We start from the raw sequence: 21368 nt of genomic DNA on the forward strand, positions 1-21368 counted from the left end.
AGTATCGAAAGTATTTCAAAAATAAGTAACATAGTAATGTAATTTATTGGAAAGTAATGCAGATTATATACAGAATTTTATATATAATGAAGAACTGTTAATTATTTTAGTGTTAAAGTGTTTCATTTTTCAAATAATTTGTATAAAACTTTCTTACTATAAAATATTTATATATGTTATGTTTAAAATATTATGTAGGGGTAGATCTATAGATTGATTTCTATAAAGTTACGATTTTAGATCCACACCCTATTTGCCGTGTAAAAATTTTTGTAAAAAGGAGGATGAAATGTTACTTAAAAATTTATTTGAAATTGTAGATTTAAATTTTGATAAACGTTATAAAAATATAGGAATTTATGGTCATAATATTACTACAAAAGCATTACAAATTTTTAATGAATTTGAAAAAAACAAAAAGATGACCATAGTATTCACTCAAGGGAAAGCGGAAGCAGAAGAAATTTTTTCATTAATAAGTGAGTTCGAAGAAGAAACTTATTTATATCCGGAAATTGATGTGCTAAAACGTTTTGTAACTAAAAGTAATGATTTGATTCAAAATTCAATACAAGTGTTGGAAAATCTTGTAAATAATATTCCCAGCATTATTATTATTCCGATAGAAGCAATATATAGAACTATAAAAAAACCGGAGGATTTTAAAAATAATAGTTTTGAAATTACACTTAATACCGTTATTTCTTTTGAAGATCTTCAAAAAAGATTAGTTAATATGGGATATAATCGAGTTAATAGCGTTGATGTAGTCGGAGAATTTTCTAAACGTGGGAGTATTGTTGATGTATTTAGTCCGTTAAGTAATAATCCAATCAGGTTAGATTTTTTTGATGATGAATTAGACAGTATAAGAGAGTTTGATATTGTTACGCAAAAATCATTAAAAAAGCAGGAAAAAACCTATATTTATCCAACTAGCGATTTCTTTTTAACCAACAGAGAAAAAAATATGGTTATTAATAATATAGTGAAAAAATTGGACGACAAAGTTTTACATAAAAAAGAAAATTATAAAGAAATTAGTGAGTACCTTAATCAAAAGATAGAGCTATATCAGGCAACAAATGATTTTAGTGAATTAGAAAATTTTTCAAATTTAATTTATGATAAAACATACAGTGTAATAGATTACCTACCCGAGGATAGTATAATTTTCTTTGATAATTATAATAAAATAGTAGAAAAACAAGAAAATCTTAAAGAATATTTTTTGGTAAATTTATCGGAGATGAATAGAAATTATATTTTTCAAGATATTATTGATAATATTGCTTTCGAAAAATTATTAAATATTAATACAACGAAGTATTATCTGTCAAATTTAAAGTTAAGTGATAAAATAATTGAAAAAAATTATAATTTAGATGTTATAGATTTGACTTATTACGCAAATGAAGAGTTTTTAGTTAAAGAAATTAGAGAAAAATTAAATAATAAATATAAGGTTATTATTTCTTTGAATAATCAAAAACAAAAAAATTATATAGAAAAAATACTTTTTGATAATCACTTTTATGATGATATTTACTATGGAATAAAAGAAGGTAAGATATTTGTAGATATAAATAAATTTAATCTGAAAGGTTTTGAAGATAGTAAAGATAAAATATTATTACTTACACCTTATGAACTTTTTGTAAAAGAAGGTAAGAAAAAACGTAGAATCAATTTCAAATATAAAAATTCTGAAAAAATAAGAAATTACCAAGAATTAAATATTGGGGATTATATTGTTCATGTAAGTCATGGGATAGGATTATATAAAGGTATAGAAAATGTTGAAGTCGGTGGCGTGTACAAAGATTTTTTAAAAATAATTTATGATGGTGGAGATATAATTTATGTTGATATTCATAATATGAATTATATCCAGAAATATACAGCCTCTACTGATAATAGAAAGCCGGCATTAAATAAACTTGGTACTAAAAAATGGCAACAAGTTAAGTCAAAAGTTAAAAAAGAAATTGAAGATATTTCAGAAGATTTAATAAAATTATATATTAAACGAGAATTAAATAAAGGTTATGCTTTTAGTTTAGATAGCATTGAACAAGGTGAGTTTGAGGCTGATTTTAATTTTATTCCGACTGACGATCAAATAAAAGCAACGGAAGAAATAAAACGGGATATGGAAAAAGAGCGTCCTATGGATAGACTTTTGTGTGGTGATGTTGGATTTGGGAAGACGGAAGTTGCTATGCGGACAGCGTTTAAAGCGGTTATGGACAATAAGCAAGTTGCTATTTTAGTTCCGACAACTTTGTTGGCTGAGCAACATTATGAAAATTTTGTTACAAGATTTGAAAACTTTCCAATTAATATTGAAGTTGTAAGTAGGTTTAATACAATCAAAGATATAACCCGAATTGTTAAAAGACTTGAAGAGGGGCAGATTGATATTATAATAGGCACGCATAAACTTCTTAACGATAAATTTAAGTATCGTGATTTAGGGTTATTAATAATAGACGAAGAACAACGTTTTGGCGTAAAACATAAGGAAAAAATAAAATATTTGAAAAATACGGTTGATGTACTAACTCTAAGTGCAACCCCTATACCAAGGACATTACATACGAGCTTAATAGGAATAAGGGATTTGTCGGTAATAGAAACACCTCCGAGAGAACGTCAGCCCATTCAAACTTTTGTTGCAGCTGAAAATAAAATGATAATAAAAGAGGCGATTTTGAATGAAGTGGCACGAGGAGGTCAAATTTTTTACGTTTATAATAGGGTAGAAACTATTGATGAAAAATATCTTGAACTAAAAGAAATGCTTCCGGATGTAAATATCGCTTTTGCACATGGAAGAATGAGTCAAAAAGAATTGGAAAATATAATGGCAGATGTTATCGATAAAAAATACGATGTTTTAATAACAACTACTATAATAGAAACAGGTATTGATATTCCGAATGTTAATACTTTAATAGTAGAAGATGCGGACAAATTTGGGTTAAGTCAACTATATCAATTGCGTGGACGAGTAGGAAGAAGTACACGAGAAGCATATGCTTATTTAATGTACAAACCTTTTAAATCCTTAACAGAATCTTCAGAAAAACGGTTATCAGCGATAAAAAACTTTACAACATTAGGTAGCGGTTTTAAAATAGCTATGCAAGACTTATCGATCAGAGGTGCCGGAGATGTACTGGGGGGACGGCAACACGGCTTTATTGATTCGGTAGGTTATACACTATACTCGCAAATGCTGGAGCAGGAACTTATGTTGAAAAAAGAAATATTAGAACCGATTTTATCCCGAGATAAAAATCAAGATATTGCATACTATAAAAATATTATAAAAGAAACAGCTCCAAAAATTAAAACAGATATATTTGAAGTAGAAAAGGATAATGTAGAAATAAAATTAAACGTTGATGCTTTTATTCCTAAAGAATATATTAATAGTGACGGAGATAAAATTGATTTTTATAAACGATTAAACAATGCAAAAACATTTGAAGAAATAGAAGTAGTGGTAGAAGATTTAATTGATAGATTTTCAGATTTCGGAAGTGAAGTGGAAAATCTTATTGATATATGTTATCTTCGTATAATAGCTAAAGATACTTATGTAGAAAGTATAAAAGAGCTCGCTAATAAGGTAGTGATTACCTTTAATAAAGATATTTTTAATAGTTTGAACGGTAAGGAGTTATTTACGGCATTAAACGTATATAGAGATGTTAAAATTGTTGCAAAAGATGGTTTCTATTTAGAAGTTGATAAAAAAGATAATTATAATATTAGACGTCTTACAAAGCTGCTAAGAATAGTAAATGATAATTTAATAAAGGAAAAAGAAGATGAAAAATAGATGTTTATGGGCGAAGAATGAATTAGATATTTTATATCATGATAATGAATGGTGTAGACCTACACATAATGAAAGAGAATTTTTTGAATATTTGGTGTTAGAAGGAATGCAAGCAGGCCTTAGCTGGTCATTAATTTTAAAAAAACGAGAAAATTTTAAACGTGCTTTTAATAACTTTGATTATAAGATTTGTGCAAATTACTCAGATGAATATTTAGAAAATTTACGTCAGGATGAAAGTATAATTAGAAATAAATTAAAAATTTACAGTGTTAGAAAAAATGCTAGAGCATTTTTAGAAATACAAAAAGAATTTGGAACTTTTGATAATTATATTTGGAAATTTTCAGATTATAAAACAATACAAAATAATTTTAACAATAGTAGTGAAGTGCCGAGCACCAGTGATTTATCGGATAAGATTAGTAGAGATATGAAAAAACGTGGTTTTACTTTTGTCGGAAGTACGATTATTTACAGTTTTATGCAGGCTATAGGAATGTTAAATGATCATACTGGAGAGTGTTTTTGTTATAAAGAATGCAGTAAAAATTAGAAAGCAAATTAGAATTAATTTTAGAAAAAGTTAAACATATAAGTAAAAATTAGGTACAATTTTCCATTTAAAATATTTATTGCTAATTTACTGTTTATCCACATATACTGATTATTTTATTTAGTTATTAGATATTTATTAATACTTTTTAACTTTACATTATCGAAATAAGAAAGTATAATGGATAAGTATTTGAAATAGGTGATTGGATAAATTTTAATGAACAAAAGAATTGTACGAATTGAAAATATAAGTAATGGGAAACAATACAAGGAATTGTTTTATGCTGAAATAAAAAAAATAAAAGCAATTCCCAAAATGCCTAGCTGTGAGTTTAAACATATCGGAGCAACCAGTATGACAAATGTATTAGGAGAAAATATTGTCGATATTTTGGTCATAGTAGAAAATTTACATGAAATAACAACTTTTGATGAAAAGAGATTAAATAATATAAATTATCATAGAATAGCTCACAATAGCATCAAGGGTGTTATAAAATATGCACGTCTTACTGATTATTTTAGTATGAATTACGATGTTGTTTTATATGTCGTTCAAAGAAATACGAATATTTATAACGATTTTTTGAAAAGTATAGAATTACTTTCTTATGATAATATAAAAGTAGAGTATAATGACTTTAAGAAAAGATGTTTAGAATTATCATTTAAAGAGTATTCAAATGAAAAAGCAAAATTTATTGGTGAAATTTTAAAGAAGGTTAGAGTAGATGATAGAAGTAGATAAATTAAGAAAATTATTAAGTGATAGTGAAGTATTGGAAAATGAACCTTTAAGGAAGTATAGCTTTACAAAAACCGGAGGAAATGCTCAAATACTTGTAAAAGTAAAAAGTGAGAAAGACTTTCAAAATGTTATTCGCTTCAGTAACAAAAATAAAGTAGAGTTAACTGTTCTTGGAAACGGTTCTAATGTTCTTATTTCTGATAACGGAATAAAAGGTATAGTCGTTATAACTAGTGAAATGACTGCTATAGAGCTACATAATGATATAATATCATGTTATGCTGGTGTAACTTTAAAAGAACTTACAGATTTTTGTATAAAAAACTCATTGACAAATTTAGAATTTTCGTGTGGAATACCCGGTAGCATAGGAGGCGCAATATTTATGAATGCGGGAGCCTATGGTGGTGAAATGAAAGATGTTGTTTTAAAGGTAGAAGTTTTTGATAGAAACGGTAATAAAAAAGTTTATTCAAATAATGAAATGAATTTTAGTTATCGACATTCTACTATTCAAGAAACAAAAGAAATTATTTCAAAAGTATATTTTAAAATGACTAAAGGTAATAAAGATGATATAATCGCCAAAGTTGATGAATTGAATAAGTTAAGAGGTGAAAAACAACCGCTCGAATATCCTTCATGCGGTTCAGTATTTAAGAGACCGGTTGGTTACTTTGCAGGGAAGTTAATTCAAGATGCAAATTTACAGGGGGTAACTGTCGGCGGGGCACAAGTGTCTAAAAAACATGCAGGTTTTATGGTGAATATCGGTAATGCAACTTGTGAAGATTATAAAAATTTAATAAAAAAAGTTCAAGAAGAAGTTCTAAAAAATTCCGGTGTTAAATTGGAATGTGAAGTGAAAATTTTAGGAGAATAGGTAAAAGAGTTAGTCCTTTTTTAAAATGACTAACTCTTTTTGTAATGCAGTTGAATACAAAGTGAAGTTATGTTTTATTAATTTTATTTGATATAGATTTTATCCTTTATTTTTGTTTCTCGGAGCGGGTAATTCATAAAACATAACATCAAACAATCCTGATAAATATTCTTTATTATCTACGTTATCTACTAATATCATTTTTTCCATTAGCATATGGTAATTTATATTTTAATTTTCCATATAATTTATAGCCGATTTTATGGGTTTAACGAGCAATCTGTCATCATATATTCCGCCAACAATTTTATCTTTGTAATACAAAATATACTCACCCATCATTTCACGATATTTTATATTTTCCAGTGATGATAACTGTTCTAAAATAAAATTCAAATATTTTTTGCCGGAAGCTGTATTATTATCTCAACTTTCTAATTTTTTATTTGGAATTATCTACAAATTTTTTATATTGTGCCAGATTTTGTTCATTTTTATTATTTAATTTTGGAGAATAAAATTCTGCACCTACTAAGTTATCAGGTAAGTATTGCTGTTTAATATATCCATTAGGAGAGTTGTGTGGATATTTGTATCCTACGCCATGACCTAACTTTTCAGCTCCGCTGTAGTGATTATCTTTTAAGTGTGTAGGAATAACAAATTTTGGATTATTTTTAATTTCTGTTAGTGCATTATCAATTGCTGTGATAGCACTATTTGATTTTATTGACAGTGCTAATTGAATAACAGCATTGGCAAGAGGAATACGTGCTTCAGGAAGCCCAAGCATTTTTGCACTTTCTATAGCAGAGTGAACAAATGCACCGATATTAGGATTGGCAAGCCCAACATCTTCATAAGCGATAACGGTCATTCTACGATAAATAGTATCTAAGTCACCGCTATCGATTAATAAGGCTAAGTAATATAGAGATGCTTGAACATCACTACCACGAATTGATTTTTGAAAGGCACTTATTATATCATAAAAACTATCTCCGTCAGCGTCATAATGGGTATTATGTCCCAAAGAAAGATTTAAAAGATCTTCTTTAGTTATATGAGAGTTTTCATCAGACAGATTATATAGTATTTCTAATACATTTAAAGAAAATCGTAAATCTCCGGCGGAATTAAGTGAGATAGTTCTAAAAACATTATCATCTATATTAAGATTTTTAGAAAATAATTCTCTATCTGCTGATATTTTTTTTAAATGATTATAAATATTTTCTTCAGAAATCGGATTTAATTCAAAAATAATTAGACGGGAGCGAATTGCAGGATTAACAGTATGATAAGGGTTATTGGTGGTACAACCAATAACATAAATATTGTCATACTCAATTTCCGGTAAGAGTATATCTTGCATCGGTTTGGTAAGTCTATGAAATTCATCTAATAGCAAAATAACTTTTTTAAAACGTTTTGATTCTTCAATAACGGTTGTCAAATCTTTTTTTGTGCAATTCACAGCATTAAGTATTTTGAATTTATAGTCAAGTTCGTTTGCTAGAGCAGAAGCGATAGATGTCTTCCCGGTTCCGGGTGGGCCGTATAAGATAAAAGAGAACATCTTTTTGCTGTCAACTATTTTAGTGAGAACTTTATTTTCCCCAATAAGATGACTCTGACCTATTATGTCATTAATTTTTTGGGGGCGTAGTTTATTTATTAATGTTTGCATAAGAAACCTCCAAATAAATAGTTAAGATAATTATAGCATAAAAATTAATAAAGTTTTACATATTTTAAAAATTATGATAGAATAATAGCATCAGTTAGGGGATGTTTAGGATTCGACAGGGATACTGGTCTTCTTGGCGGCATGTAGGAGGGTTGACTTCTTTAACAACACACTCAGTTAAATATAACTGGCGAAAAAACAAATTACGCTTTAGCAGCTTAATAGGCTAAAGGCTGGTTACTTTGTTCGACTGCGGCAATGTTAATCGGTTCATTAAATAGCAGTCTACGAATATACTTTTCCGTTTGTAAAGTTTATTAAGAGATAAATCAAACTCGTTTTCTATTGCCTGTTTATCGGCTTATGTAGAAAATTAAATTCAATAGATAAACTAAACATGTAGAAACTAAGGGGAGGTGTTTTTGGACGCGGGTTCAAATCCCGCCATCTCCATATCTAAAAAATTATACGGAGCGACTCGAAAAAATCAATTTTTAATGAAATCACGATTTTTGAGTCGCTCTCTTTTTATCTTTTAACTTTATATTATAAGTTATTGTCGGATATTATTTATGTTAGTTATAATATTATTAGGATTTTAAGTGTAAAATTTATATAAATAGACAATACGTTAGATTAATACAGTTTGTGTAAATTTGAAAATGTTTACTAGAAAAATAAATTATGCTATAATAAGGTTATCATTTCAAGGAAGTAAACAGGTATGTTAATAAAATTTTCAGATAGAATATATTACTCGAAACAAAGGTATATGTATTTAGAACCTGCACTTGGCTATATAAGAGGAGATAACTTTTCCGTGATGATAGATGCAGGAAACGGTCCAAAGCAGGTGAAAGAATTTTTAAATGATTTAAAAAAAGAAAATTTACCAATGCCAAGTTACGTAATATTAACTCATCATCATTGGGATCATAGTTTCGGTGCAAGTTATTTGGATATGCCGGTTATTGCAACAACTAAGGCTAAAGAAGCTCTTATAGAGCTATCAAAACTTAGTTGGGATATTGCCAGCATTGAAAAAAGGGTGAAAAACGGAGCGGAAATAAGATATAGTGCAGATGTTTTTGAAAAAGTATATGAAAATTGTCAAGTAAAAATAAGGATACCTGATATTCCAAAATCCGGTGATATTATTATTAATATCGGAAATGATAAAATCACTTGTTTATATAGTGATAATTCTCATTCTAATGATGCTTTTATTGTTTATGTTCCTGGTGAAAAAGTTTTATTTTTAGGTGATAGTCATGCCAAAAATTATTACACAAAACCTATAAGTTATAATAAAGAAAAATTAAGAAATTACATTGACAAAATTCAAGGCTTAGATTTTGAGTTTGCTATACCGGGGCATGGAAATATTTTTTCAAGAAAAGCACTGTTGGATTATTTAGAAAAAGAATATGATAAGCTGAGGTAATCAAAATGGAAAATATGTATTTGTATCTTGATTGGATCCTTTTAATATTAATGTCACTTACATTTTGTCAACAATTATTTTCAAAGAAATTTAATCTTTATGGAATAATATCTATTCTTAGTTTGGCAGTTTATATAGCTTTACATTCATATAATACAGATATAAATATATTTGTTTTAGTGATGTTTTTAAGTGGAATAGCTCTTGTTGTTTTAGAAATGTTTGTTCCGGGCGGAATAATAGGAACGATAGGAATTATAACTTTGATAAGTGCGATAATTTATATCAACAACGCTACTTATAGCGTTACATTTATTATGGTTATAGCGATAATATTATTTATTGGTTTGTACATATTTAATAGACATATATTGAACAAAAAGTTAGTATTTTTAAATGCGTTAGTATTAAAGGATGCTATTACAACAAAAGACGGTTATGTAGCTATGGAAAGCAGAGCGGAATTACTTGGAAAAAGTTTAGTAGCATATACTGACTTAAGACCTGCCGGGACAGCTGTATTGAATGATGAAAAGTTTGATGTGGTTACCGATGGAGATTTTATTAAAAAAGGTGATATTATTGAAGTTACGCATGTTGAAGGTATGCGTATCGTAGTGAGAAAAAAATAATTTTATAATATAAGGAGGGCGTATTATGCCGGAATTAATTTTTACAGGTATAATTTTAGTTATAGTACTTATTGTATTATCAATATTTTTTACATTTTTTCCGTTGGGATTGTGGATTAGTGCTATAGCGGCCGGTGTAAAAGTTAGCATTTTTACATTGGTAGGAATGCGTCTAAGACGTGTTATTCCAAGTCGTGTTATCAATCCGATGATTAAAGCACATAAAGCCGGGCTTGATGTGACTATTAATCAATTGGAAAGTCATTACTTAGCAGGAGGGAATGTCGATAGGGTAATTAATGCCCTTATAGCTGCTCATCGTGCCAATATTGTTAGTTTAACGTTTGAACGTTGTGCTGCGATTGACCTTGCAGGACGTGATGTACTCCAAGCTGTTCAAATGAGTGTTAATCCTAAGGTTATTGAAACACCATATATTGCAGGTGTCGCGATTAACGGTATTGAGGTAAAAGCAAAAGCTAGAATTACCGTTCGTGCTAATATAGAACGCTTAGTAGGGGGAGCAGGAGAGGAAACGGTTATTGCCCGTGTAGGTGAAGGTATAGTTTCTACCATTGGTTCTTCCGAGTCACATACTGTTGTTTTGGAAAATCCGGATAGAATTTCTAAAACAATTCTTGATAAAGGCCTTGATGCGGGGACTGCATTTGAAATCTTATCGATTGATATTCTTGATGTTGACATCGGTCAAAATATAGGTGCAAATCTTCAAACAGAACAAGCGATTGCAGATAAGAATATTGCCCAAGCAAAAGCAGAGCAACGTCGTGCTATGGCGGTAGCGGCTGAACAAGAAATGAAAGCAAGAATTCAAGAAATGCGTGCTAAAGTGGTTGAAGCAGAGGCGGAATTACCGCTTGCAATGGCAAAAGCGTTCCAAGAAGGTAATCTTGGGGTTATGGATTACATGAATTATAAAAACCTAGAGGCTGATACCGGAATGAGAGATTCAATAAAACGAATGTCACAACCGGAAGCAACAGAAAATAAATAATAAAGAAACAGAGGGGGTAGTAGTATGACATTTGTACTCTTCGCTGTACCTATAATATTTATTGTTATATTAATTATTTTTGCTGCCGTATTTTTATCAGATAGTAAAAAATATAAAAAACGTTTAAATAATTCTAAACAGATTGAACTTGATAGAGCCAGAGAATTTGCTCTGAAAACAATTGAAGAAATTAAAAAGATTAGAAGTGGATATGATGCTCAAAAATCACTGAGTAGGCAGAATTTACCTAATACAAATAGAGAGCCTAAAAAAGAAGTTGCTACTATAAAAAGAAAAACTTTACAACAACAGAGAACTTTAAATAAATATGAACAATATTATAATAAAAAACATAATGAAACTAAAAAGACTTTGTTCGAGCCGATAAATAATACTCGGTTATCCAAAGAAGTATATTCTAAAAAGCTGGTCTATTCTAAAGAAAATATTGTAAGAGGACTTATAGCAAAAGAATATTTGAATAGAAAAAATACAAGGAAAAGAGTTTAGTTATGAATTCTGTAATTATTTCTATTATAATATTTGTGATTGGTTTAACTATTAATAGTTTTAAAAAAGAAAATAAGAAGACCGAACGTAAAAAAGTCTCAAAAAGTAAAGTTAAAGGACAAAGACAAAATAAAAAAAATTTAATAAAAAGCGATATTACTATTGATGAAAAGGATAGTATGAATTATAATAGAACTATTCAAAGACAAAATAGAGTTATAGTTGATAAAGAAAAAGAAATTTTATCAAATTCAAGCATTATGGATAAAGAAAAAATTATAAATGATATAATTTTCTCGGAGATTTTGTCTAAACCTAAGAGTAAACGCTAAGTATCAGGAGGTATAATCTATGAAAAGAGTTTATAACTATTTAAGTTATTGTATCTGTTCATTTATACCTCTTTATTTTTTTTTACTTATTTATTCATTTATTAAACAGGATATTGAAAATGTAGTTTTGATAATTATTTTATTAATATTATGTTTTATTGGTATTATAAAACAAGGATTAGAAGAGCCGACAAACGTTTTTGTCTGTTCTCAAAAGGAGATAATATCTGTAAAAAAAATTGATTATATTTATTTAATTCTTAGTATCATATTAACTTTTTTAATTATTCATGATAAAATGAATATAAATATAAAGTTAATAATTCTTGCGATAGTGTTTTTCTTACTAACAACATTAAAATTCAAATTTAAATCTTATACTTTAATATTATTGGGTTATAAAGTATATAATATACGTGATAAGTTAATATACAGCAAAAAAAGTTATTTAGAATTATCACTAATATTAAAAGAAAGAAAATCATTGCAAATTATTGAAATATCAGATAATATTTACATAGAAAAAGAGAAGTATAATTTGAAGAATTTTTATTGTAAAGACTATTAAATAAAGAGGAGAATTTTATGCGTATTGTTGACATTATTGATAAAAAGAAGAAAAATCATGAATTGTCTAAATCGGAAATTGAAACATTGTTACATGGATATTTGAATGGAACAGTTCCTGATTACCAAATAAGTTCATTTTTAATGGCGGTTTATTTTAATAATATGACAACTGATGAGCTTGCCCATTTTACTATTACAATGAGAGATTCCGGAGATACAATTTTCTTTGATAACCTTAATTCTTATCTGGTGGATAAACATTCTACCGGTGGTGTCGGAGATAAGGTAACTGTTGTTTTAGGCCCCATTTTATCAACACTGGGAATGGCTACTACAAAATTATCCGGAAAAGGGTTAGGACATACAGGTGGAACTATTGATAAATTTGAATCAATAAAAAATTTTGAATTTAGTACAACAAAAGAAGAATTAATGGATATTGCCGGTAAAACCGGAATAGGATTAATGGGTTATAGTGATAAAATAGTTCCGTTGGATAAAAAGATATATGCTTTACGTGATGTGACTGCAACGGTAGATAGTATACCGCTTATAGCCAGTAGCATTATGAGTAAAAAATTAGCTATTCAATCCAATCTTATAATTTTAGATGTTAAGGTTGGAGATGGTGCTTTTATGAAGACAATAGAAGAGGCACGAGAATTATCACGAAGAATGGTTGAAATAGGAAATGTTGTAGGCAGAAAAACAATAGCGGTTCTTACAAATATGGATGAACCGTTAGGTTTTAATATTGGTAATGCTAGTGAGATAATAGAGGGAATAGAAGCATTAAAAGGAAATTGGGCAACAGATCTTAAAGAAATTGTTTACGAGATAGTTTACCTTGCTTTAAAATACAAAGGGGAGGTAAAAACTTTTGATGAAGCCTCTAAAAAAATTGATAAAGTGATTGAAAGTGGAAAAGCTCTAAACGCATTGAAAGAATTTATACAATTAAGCGGAGGAAATGGAGAGATAATAAATAACTATTCTTTACTCCCTATACCGAATGAAACCTTGATAATTACTTCGGATAAAGAAGGTTATGTTTCCAAAATTAAAGCTGAAGAAATAGGAAAAGCGGCTATGGTAATTGGAGCGGGACGTGCTACAAAAGATGATATTATAGATCATGCTGTCGGTATAAAACTAAACAAAAAAGTAGGAGATTTTGTGAGAAAAGGAGAAGTTCTTGCTAAAATTTATTACAATAATGATGAAAATATTTTAAATAGTAAAAATATGGTATTAAAATCTTATATAATTAAAAAAGAAAAACCAAAAAAAATTAATAATATATTAGAAATAATAGAATAGAGAGGTATATATGGAATTAAATAAATACATAGATCACACAATTTTAAAAGCAACAGCAGGAGAGAATGATATAAAAAAACTTTGTGAAGAAGCGAAAAAACATAAGTTTTATAGTGTTTGTGTTAATGGTTGCTATGTTAATGATGCAAAAAAAATGTTACAAGGTAGTGATGTAAAAGTAGCAGCTGTGGTAGGTTTTCCTCTAGGGGCGATGTCAACAAAAGCAAAAGTTTTTGAAGCTAAAGATGCAATTGAACAAGGAGCATCGGAAATTGATATGGTAATTAATGTAGCAAAATTAAAAGATGGTAAATATGATTATGTAAAAAACGAAATCAAACAAATAAAAGATGCTATAGGAGAAAATATTTTAAAGGTAATTATAGAAACTTGTTATTTATCAAATGAAGAAAAAATAAAAGCGTGTGAATTATCATTAGATGCTAAAGCTGATTTCGTGAAAACTTCAACAGGTTTCGGTACCGGCGGTGCAACATTTGAAGATGTTAAACTTATGAAAGATGTTGTCGGTAATAAAGCTAAGGTAAAAGCAAGCGGTGGAGTGAAGGATAAACAAACTGCGGAAAAATACATAGAACTTGGAGCGGAAAGATTAGGAACAAGTTCAGGAATAGAAATAATAAAATAATTTAAAAAAGAGCTATTTTGATGGTTCTGTGTTAAATACGTAACATGAGAAAAAACTAAGCAACATTACGTTACTTAGTTTTTTATTATTAATTTTAAAATTATTTTGAAAACTAAATTGTAAAAATAAATTCAGTGTAATTTTTTATTATAATGTTTATAAAAAAAGATAAATTATTATATCAAAGCATAATATATAATAAATATATTTTTAATATAACATTAATAAAAAATAATTTTAATGGCTAAAAATAAGCATTTATAGTATAATAAAAAATGGTTTATTATAAATAAAATAGTTATTATATGTAGTAGTATTGAGTGGATAGTAAGTGTTGATAGTATAAAGGAGATATAATGTTATCAAAATCATTTGAACAATATGGATTTAAAGACTTTGTAAATAAGGCGATAATTGATTTAGGATTTAAAAATCCGACAAAAATTCAGGAGAGAGTATTTTCTCCGGTGTTGAAAGAAAAAAATATTGTGGCAAGGTCACAAACAGGTAGTGGAAAAAGTCATTCATTTTTATTGCCGATTTTTAGTAAGCTGGATTTAGATAGGAAGAAAACACAGAGTATTATCTTGGCACCGACACGTGAGTTATCACGCCAGTTATATGAAATGGCAGTGCATATTGCAACATTTAGTGAAAAAGAAATAAAAATTACTTTGTGTATCGGGGGTCAAGATTTAAACCGTGATATAGAGCGTGTATCGAATGCACCGCATATTATTATCGGAACACCGACAAGGGTTTTAGAATTGGATAGAGCCAGTGCTTTATCGATAAAAGAAGTAGAAACGTTGGTTATTGATGAATGTGATATGATGATTGATTTAGGTTTTATGGAAGATATAGATAAATTATCTAAACGTGCAGCAACAAATTGTCAATTTCTAGTTTTTTCTGCAACTATCCCAACACAAATGAGTTATTTTTTAAAAAAATATTTAAACAATGCACAACATATTGATGTGGATAATGCAAAATTTGGGAAAATAAACTATATACTAGTACCAGAAAAAAGTTCTACACGTTTTGAGAAATTGTATGAAATAACAACGGTGCTCAATCCATATTTAGCTTTGATTTTTGCCAATAAAAAAACAGAAGTAGAGGAAATTAGTAATTATTTAATTAAACAAGGACTTAATGTTGGTGTGTTGCATGGTGATTTAACACCACGTGAGAGAAAGCAAATGCAACGCAGAATTAATAATTTAGATTTTACTTATGTAGTTGCTAGTGATTTAATGAGCCGAGGTATTGATATCGAAGGAATTAGTCATGTTATTAATTTTAATATTCCTAATGATTTAGACTTTTTTATTCACAGAGCAGGTAGAACCGGTCGTGCAGGGTTGAGTGGAGAATGTATTACGATTTATAACAGTAAGGATGAAGAAAAACTGCAAATATTAGAAAATCGTGGTATAAAATTTAATCATGTAGATATTAAAAACGGACAATTTATTGAAACAAAGGATAGAAACAAACGTCAGAGTAGAAAGAAAATAGTAGCTGATCATAATTTAACGGAAAAATTAAAATCAAAAGTAAAAGTATCAAAGAAAGTAAAACCGGGTTATAAGAAAAAATATAAATATAAAATGGATAAATTAAAACAAAAAGAACGCAGAAAATTTGCGAAAAGAATGAATAGGACAAATAGAGGTAATTGATGAATAGTTTAAAAATAGGGTCACACGTATCAATGTCGGGTAAAGAAATGATGCTTGGTTCTGTAAAAGAAGCTGCAAGTTATGGTAGTGATACATTTATGATTTATACAGGTGCACCGCAAAATACAAAAAGAAAACCTATAGAAGAACTTCGTATTTCTGAGGCGAAAAATTTGATGAAAGAGTATAATATTAGTGATATTGTTGTTCATGCACCGTATATCATCAATTTGGCAAATACAATAAAACCGGAAATTTATAAACTTGCGATAGATTTTTTACGCCTGGAGATAGAGCGTACTGAAAAAATTGGGGCAAAGAATATTGTTTTACATCCCGGTTCTCACGTAAAAGCCGGTGAAGATAAGGGGATTAAAAGTATCATTAAGGGATTAAACGAGGTACTTACTGAAGATATGGTACCAAATATTTCACTTGAGATAATGGCTGGTAAAGGTAGTGAGTGTGGACGAAGTTTTGAAGAAATTGCTCAAATTATTGACGGCGTGGTGTTAAATGATAGATTGACTGTTACATTTGATACCTGTCATGTTTTTGAAGGCGGGTATGATATTGTAAATAATCTTGATGAGGTTTTAACACAGTTTGATAAGATAGTAGGGCTTGAGCGTATCCAAGTATTACACATTAATGATAGTAAAAATTCTTTAGGGGCTCATAAAGATAGACATGAGAATATAGGATATGGCGGGATTGGATTTGATGCGATTAATCGTATTGTTCATCTTAGTGAATTTAAGCATATTCCAAAAATTTTAGAAACTCCGTGGTATGGTGAAAATAAGGAGTTTGCTCCTTATAAATATGAAATTGATATGTTGCGTCGTGGAATATTCGATATAGATTTTAAAAAAGAAACATAGAGGAGAAGGACTATGAGTACGGTAGAAGAAAAAGTCGATGAGATAATGAAGTATTTAAAAGAAAAAGGGTATAAATATACCGATAAGCGTAGGGCAATGGTAGAATTGTTCGTTAGTGAAGATAGGTATATTAATGCAAGATATGTTTCTGAAACAGTAGGAAAAGAATACCCCGGGTTAAGTTTTGATACTATTTATAGAAATTTAAGCACGTATGAAGAGTTAGGTATTTTAGAAGCAACAGAAATAAAAGGTGAAAAATATTTTAAAATAGGTTGTTTAAATGTTGATCATCATCACCATCATCATATCTGTTTAAATTGTGGTAAGGCGAAGACAGTTCATATTAATGTTTGTGCAGATTTAAAAGTTCCTGAGTTAGAAGGATATAGAATTGACGGTCATAAGTTTGAGATTTACGGCTTGTGTCCTAAGTGCCTTGAAAAAAAGGAGAATAAATAATGTACAATGGTATCCTACCAATCTATAAGGAGCGTGGAATGACAAGCCATGATGTGGTTTTTAAAGCAAGAAAAATATTGCAGATGAAAAAGATAGGTCATGCCGGTACATTAGATCCTGAAGTGGATGGAGTTCTTTTATTACTATTAGGCGGTGCAACTAAGGTTAGTGATTATGCTATGAATTTAGGTAAAAGTTACCGTGCGGAAATTTGTTTAGGAGTACAAACAACAACGGAAGATTTAACCGGTGAAATTGTAAAAGAGCAGAAGGTAACCGATGTAAATATAGCGGACATTAAGGAAAAACTTATGACTATGGTTGGCAAAATAGAGCAAATACCACCTATATATTCAGCCGTCAAGGTCAAAGGAAAGAAACTATATGAATATGCACGAATTGGGAAATTTGATGTAAAAATACCAAGCCGAACGGTAAATATTTTCAATATTGATTTTATAGATGGCAGTGAGTATTACAAAGATGGACGATATTATTTTTCACTTGATATTAGTTGTGGAAAAGGAACGTATATAAGAACGATAGCAACACAAATCGGTGCGTTATTAAATATTCCTAGTACAATGAGTAAATTAACAAGGACACGGAGTGGGAAAATAGGTGTTGATGATTGTTTAAAATTATCAGAAGTAGAACTTGCAATAAAAGAAGGGAATTTAATAAAATATTTATTACCAAAAGAATATGCATTGGAAGAATATCAATTTTTAGAACTTCCGATGTGTCGTGCTAAGCAAGTAATGAATGGCTTGCGTTTTAGAAAAGAGCAATTCCCCGATTATGATTTTTCAACGTCTGTGGTATTTACTTATAACAAAGAAGCGATAGCGGTATACTATTTAAAACATAGTGAAGATGAATTGTTATCGGTAAAAACGATATTTCCGAAGATAATAGAGTAGTTAAGAAAGGTAAATTATGGAAATTTTTAATATTTCTAATTTGGGACAAATAAAAAAAGATAATAAAAGAAGAGTGGCAGCGTTAGGTTTTTTTGATGGTGTTCATAAAGCACATAAAAAAATAATAACGGAAATGCTGAAAGAAACAGATATAATTCCGATAGTAATAACACTTGACAAAAGTCCAAAGGAGTATTTTGGTCATACAAGTGTTGAATGTTTAACACCGCTTGAGAAAAAATCAGAAATATTTGAAGCACTTGGAGTACAAGAAGTGTACTATTTAAGTTTTAATAAACAACTACAAACATTAAGTGCAGAAAGCTATATTGATAAAGTATTAAAACAATTAAACGTGGAGAAAATATTTTGCGGTTATGATTATAAGTTTGGATATAAAGGAGCAGGGACGCCGAAATTAATGGTTGACTATGGTGATATAGAGGTAAATATTTTAGAAGAAGAGATGATTGGAGATAGAAAAATATCAACAACAGTACTAAGAGAATTTGTGGAAAGTGCAAATTTTACCGGGTATTATGATTTTACCGGTAGATATTACTCAATATCCGGAGTAGTAGTGAAGGGACGTCAACTAGGAAGAACTATAAATTTTCCGACAGCAAATTTAAAAATGGAATCTTCGTATTTGCTTCCGAAAACTAATGGTGTTTATATTACCAAAACGAAAGTAAGGGATAAAATATATAAATCAATTACCAATATCGGTTATAACCCGACAGTGTCGGAAGTTAAAGATAAAAAATTTATAGAAACTCATATTTTAGATTTTGATGCTGAAATTTATGGAGAAATGATAGAGGTTTATTTTTACGATTTTTTAAGAAAAGAACAAAAATTTGAAAGTTTTAATCATTTAAAAAAACAATTACAAAAAGACAAAATGGTTTGTGAGCAAAAAGAAATATAGATTTTATAAAAAATTGTAAAATTATTATCTTTTACTTGAAATAAGTATAAAAATAATGTAGAATAATCAATGTGCCTTAGTCGTGGTATGGAAACACTCCAGATTCTTTACTAGGATTAAGGAAAAAAATAATATATGGAGGAATAAAGAATGGCAGCAATTAGTCAAGAAAAAAAACAAGAAATTATTGCTAAATACCGTACTCATGAATCAGATACCGGTTCTCCGGAAGTGCAAATTGCGGTGTTAACAGCAGAAATTGATGCTTTAACTGAGCATTTGAATACTCATAAAAAAGATCATGCCGGTCGTCGTGGATTGCTAAAAAAAGTTTTCCGTCGTCGTCACTTGTTAGACTATTTAATTAAAAAAGATATTCAAAGATATCGTGAGTTAATTAAATCTTTAGGTTTAAGACGATAGTAAAATTTGAAGGAGTTGTTCTCCTTCAAATTTTTCAAAAAGGTATTGACATAATATTGTATTATTGATATACTATTATAGTGCTTTGTAAGAAGTGAGTTGTCTCAGTAGCTCAGCAGGATAGAGCAACGGCCTTCTAAGCCGTCGGTCAGGGGTTCGAATCCCTTCTGGGACGTAATGAAAATAGAACTTTTGGTTCTATTTTTTTTGGCTGCATAATAAGTATAGAGTATAGTAAACACTCTGTACTTATTATGCAGCCATTATTCATAGTATTGATGATTGTATTCATCTTTTTGTTCTTCAGAATATTCATCTTCTAAATATTCCTCATAAATGGTGGCGTTTATTTTTACAATAATACCGAAGAGAAGTGCATTTGCGATGAGAGAACTACCGCCATAACTTATAAACGGCATACTAATTCCAATAACGGGAATAATACTCAAAGTAGAAAAGATATTTATAAAAAATGAAAAGCAGAAGCTACAAATTGCTAAAAGAATAAAATAGTAACTGTAGTTTCCTTGTTCGCATTTTTTTACAATACTAAATAATCTTAATATAAAAATAAAGAACAATATAAGAAATAACGATGCACCGATATATCCAAAGTTTTTAGCAACAATAGAAAAAATAAAATCATTAAATTGTTCGTCAATATAGTTTTTATTTTTAGCAAATGTACCGGTAACGCCGCCACGATTAATTTCGCTTATAACTTGAGTTATTTGATAAGAATAGTCTTGTCTATAGCCTTCAGGATTTAACCACGATAATATTCTATTTAGTTGATAAGATTTTAGACCAACCAAAGAAAGCAGTCGCGGGAAATAAAGTGCGGCTAAAATAATGATACCAAGGATAACAAGAACAACTGAGTAAATATTTAATAAAGTTTTTCTGTGTGTACTAACCAAAAAGACCAATCCTAAGAATAAAAATATAAAAAACAAACCGTTTCCTAAATCATTTTCTTTTAAAACTAAAATAAAAGGAAGTGCGATAATTAATAATATTTTTAATAGTTTGATTTTATCGCTACTTTCTTTAAAACTATTTTCTTTAATAAGAAAACTAATCATTGCAACTGTAGCAACTTTTGCAAATTCGGATGGTTGTAATGTGAATATTTTAAGATTATACCAACTGCGAGCACCGTTAACGATGGGAGCAAGGTTATTAGGAACTAAAAATATTCCAACCAGTAAAACTAAAGAAAATAAATAAAATGGCAGTGTTAAGCGTTCTATATAATCAATCGGAATTTTTTGTAAAAAATAAATAATAAAAAATCCTAAAATATAAAACAGCAGTTGTTTTAAAAATAAAGTTGGTGTGATGTTGTTATTATATTCAGCTAAGGCTATCAATATTAAACTTGATAGAGAGAATATAAAATAAAATATAAGTATTGATAGATTAATTTTATCTTTTATAAAATTTCGCATAATACAACTCCTTTTGTGTAATTATACAATAACAAGAATATTTTGGCAAATTTTGATATTTTAGTTAATAAAAATAGTTTATAGGGTTTGTTATGATGTATTATTAATAATTTTAAATTAAGAAAATATATGTTATAATCAAGTGTAGAAATATTTTTTAATAAGTTTAAAATCCAGAAAATAATATAGTAAGTATTAATAAATTAGAAGTTATTTTGATTTATGATAAATAGAATAAGTGAATAGATATTGTAAATTTTATATATATGTTTAATACTTGAAAATATAAAAATTAAAGTATATTAGTAAAGTATTTTTAAAAATATATAATGAAAAAATGGTAAAGCTATAATAACAATTAATGAAAAACAAAATATATAAAGAGTTTAACTACAAATATTTTAA

Annotated in this window: 20 protein-coding genes, 1 tRNA gene, 1 other RNA gene and 1 pseudogene; 20 read left to right on the forward strand and 3 right to left on the reverse strand. The window is 28.7% G+C overall.

Annotation, left to right across the window (positions count from 1 at the left end; all coding sequences use genetic code 11):
* The first annotated feature begins 289 nt into the window (after positions 1–289).
* The 4 genes from mfd to murB all read left to right on the forward strand — a co-directional run bounded on the left by mfd (position 290) and on the right by murB (position 6039).
* Positions 290–3850, forward strand: coding sequence for a transcription-repair coupling factor (gene mfd / locus BQ7358_RS02620; protein ID WP_072520178.1), 3561 nt, complete (start codon positions 290–292; stop codon positions 3848–3850).
* Positions 3840–4406 (forward strand): DNA-3-methyladenine glycosylase I, encoded by a 567-nt coding sequence (locus BQ7358_RS02625; RefSeq protein WP_062173127.1) that lies wholly within the window; start codon positions 3840–3842, stop codon positions 4404–4406. Before mfd ends, BQ7358_RS02625 begins: the two co-directional genes overlap by 11 nt.
* Before the next feature lie 219 nt (positions 4407–4625).
* Positions 4626–5156 carry a GrpB family protein gene (locus BQ7358_RS02630; protein ID WP_062173128.1) on the forward strand — a complete coding sequence of 177 codons (531 nt, stop codon included), beginning with the start codon at positions 4626–4628 and terminating at the stop codon, positions 5154–5156.
* Entirely contained in the window at positions 5140–6039 is a 900-nt protein-coding gene (gene murB, locus BQ7358_RS02635; RefSeq protein ID WP_062173129.1) for a UDP-N-acetylmuramate dehydrogenase, read from the forward strand. Before BQ7358_RS02630 ends, murB begins: the two co-directional genes overlap by 17 nt.
* A gap of 99 nt (positions 6040–6138) precedes the next feature.
* Here murB and BQ7358_RS02640 read toward each other — a convergent pair.
* Positions 6139–6435, reverse strand: a pseudogene (locus tag BQ7358_RS02640) (TfoX/Sxy family protein).
* A gap of 46 nt (positions 6436–6481) precedes the next feature.
* Entirely contained in the window at positions 6482–7729 is a 1248-nt protein-coding gene (locus tag BQ7358_RS02645) for a replication-associated recombination protein A (protein WP_062173130.1), read from the reverse strand.
* 97 nt (positions 7730–7826) lie between these two features.
* On the opposite strand from BQ7358_RS02645, the gene ssrA reads away from it, so the two are divergent.
* The 16 genes from ssrA to BQ7358_RS02725 all read left to right on the forward strand — a co-directional run bounded on the left by ssrA (position 7827) and on the right by BQ7358_RS02725 (position 19687).
* Positions 7827–8185, forward strand: a transfer-messenger RNA (tmRNA) gene (gene ssrA, locus BQ7358_RS02650).
* A gap of 268 nt (positions 8186–8453) precedes the next feature.
* Positions 8454–9173 (forward strand): MBL fold metallo-hydrolase, encoded by a 720-nt coding sequence (locus BQ7358_RS02655; RefSeq protein WP_072520179.1) that lies wholly within the window; start codon positions 8454–8456, stop codon positions 9171–9173.
* Between the two features lie 5 nt (positions 9174–9178).
* A complete protein-coding gene (locus BQ7358_RS02660) occupies positions 9179–9805 on the forward strand; it encodes an NfeD family protein (RefSeq protein ID WP_062173132.1) in 627 nt (208 codons plus the stop codon).
* A gap of 25 nt (positions 9806–9830) precedes the next feature.
* Positions 9831–10820: a flotillin-like protein FloA gene (gene floA, locus BQ7358_RS02665; RefSeq protein WP_062173133.1), complete on the forward strand. Its 990-nt coding sequence runs from the start codon at positions 9831–9833 to the stop codon at positions 10818–10820.
* 24 nt (positions 10821–10844) lie between these two features.
* Positions 10845–11330 carry a hypothetical protein gene (locus BQ7358_RS02670; RefSeq protein WP_062173134.1) on the forward strand — a complete coding sequence of 162 codons (486 nt, stop codon included), beginning with the start codon at positions 10845–10847 and terminating at the stop codon, positions 11328–11330.
* Positions 11331–11332: 2 nt separating this feature from the next.
* Positions 11333–11662, forward strand: a complete 330-nt coding sequence (locus BQ7358_RS02675; RefSeq protein ID WP_062173135.1) for a hypothetical protein — start codon at positions 11333–11335, stop codon at positions 11660–11662.
* A 19-nt stretch (positions 11663–11681) separates the two neighbouring features.
* The gene (locus BQ7358_RS02680) at positions 11682–12230 is read left to right on the forward strand and encodes a hypothetical protein (RefSeq protein WP_062173136.1); all 549 of its coding nucleotides are present in this window, start codon (positions 11682–11684) and stop codon (positions 12228–12230) included.
* Positions 12231–12247: 17 nt separating this feature from the next.
* Positions 12248–13552 carry a thymidine phosphorylase gene (locus BQ7358_RS02685; RefSeq protein WP_072520180.1) on the forward strand — a complete coding sequence of 435 codons (1305 nt, stop codon included), beginning with the start codon at positions 12248–12250 and terminating at the stop codon, positions 13550–13552.
* Between the two features lie 10 nt (positions 13553–13562).
* The gene (gene deoC, locus BQ7358_RS02690) at positions 13563–14201 is read left to right on the forward strand and encodes a deoxyribose-phosphate aldolase (RefSeq protein ID WP_062173138.1); all 639 of its coding nucleotides are present in this window, start codon (positions 13563–13565) and stop codon (positions 14199–14201) included.
* A gap of 356 nt (positions 14202–14557) precedes the next feature.
* Positions 14558–15889: a DEAD/DEAH box helicase gene (locus tag BQ7358_RS02695; protein WP_062173139.1), complete on the forward strand. Its 1332-nt coding sequence runs from the start codon at positions 14558–14560 to the stop codon at positions 15887–15889.
* Complete coding sequence (locus BQ7358_RS02700; RefSeq protein WP_062173140.1) at positions 15889–16773, forward strand: deoxyribonuclease IV; 885 nt, start codon at positions 15889–15891, stop codon at positions 16771–16773. Before BQ7358_RS02695 ends, BQ7358_RS02700 begins: the two co-directional genes overlap by 1 nt.
* A gap of 12 nt (positions 16774–16785) precedes the next feature.
* Positions 16786–17235, forward strand: a complete 450-nt coding sequence (locus tag BQ7358_RS02705) for a Fur family transcriptional regulator (protein ID WP_062173141.1) — start codon at positions 16786–16788, stop codon at positions 17233–17235.
* A complete protein-coding gene (gene truB / locus BQ7358_RS02710; protein ID WP_062173142.1) occupies positions 17235–18158 on the forward strand; it encodes a tRNA pseudouridine(55) synthase TruB in 924 nt (307 codons plus the stop codon). The genes BQ7358_RS02705 and truB overlap by 1 nt, the downstream gene beginning before the upstream one ends.
* A 16-nt stretch (positions 18159–18174) precedes the next feature.
* Positions 18175–19089: a bifunctional riboflavin kinase/FAD synthetase gene (locus BQ7358_RS02715; protein ID WP_062173143.1), complete on the forward strand. Its 915-nt coding sequence runs from the start codon at positions 18175–18177 to the stop codon at positions 19087–19089.
* Between the two features lie 150 nt (positions 19090–19239).
* Positions 19240–19512: a 30S ribosomal protein S15 gene (rpsO, locus tag BQ7358_RS02720; RefSeq protein WP_027130682.1), complete on the forward strand. Its 273-nt coding sequence runs from the start codon at positions 19240–19242 to the stop codon at positions 19510–19512.
* A gap of 101 nt (positions 19513–19613) precedes the next feature.
* Positions 19614–19687: transfer RNA gene (locus BQ7358_RS02725), tRNA-Arg, on the forward strand.
* An 88-nt stretch (positions 19688–19775) separates the two neighbouring features.
* On the opposite strand, the gene BQ7358_RS02730 is transcribed toward BQ7358_RS02725, so the two are convergent.
* Positions 19776–20963, reverse strand: a complete 1188-nt coding sequence (locus tag BQ7358_RS02730; protein ID WP_072520181.1) for an FtsW/RodA/SpoVE family cell cycle protein — start codon at positions 20961–20963, stop codon at positions 19776–19778.
* Between the last annotated feature and the right edge of the window lie 405 nt (positions 20964–21368).

The sequence above is a fragment of the Gemella massiliensis genome, from assembly GCF_900120125.1.
Taxonomy (GTDB): domain Bacteria; phylum Bacillota; class Bacilli; order Staphylococcales; family Gemellaceae; genus Gemella; species Gemella massiliensis.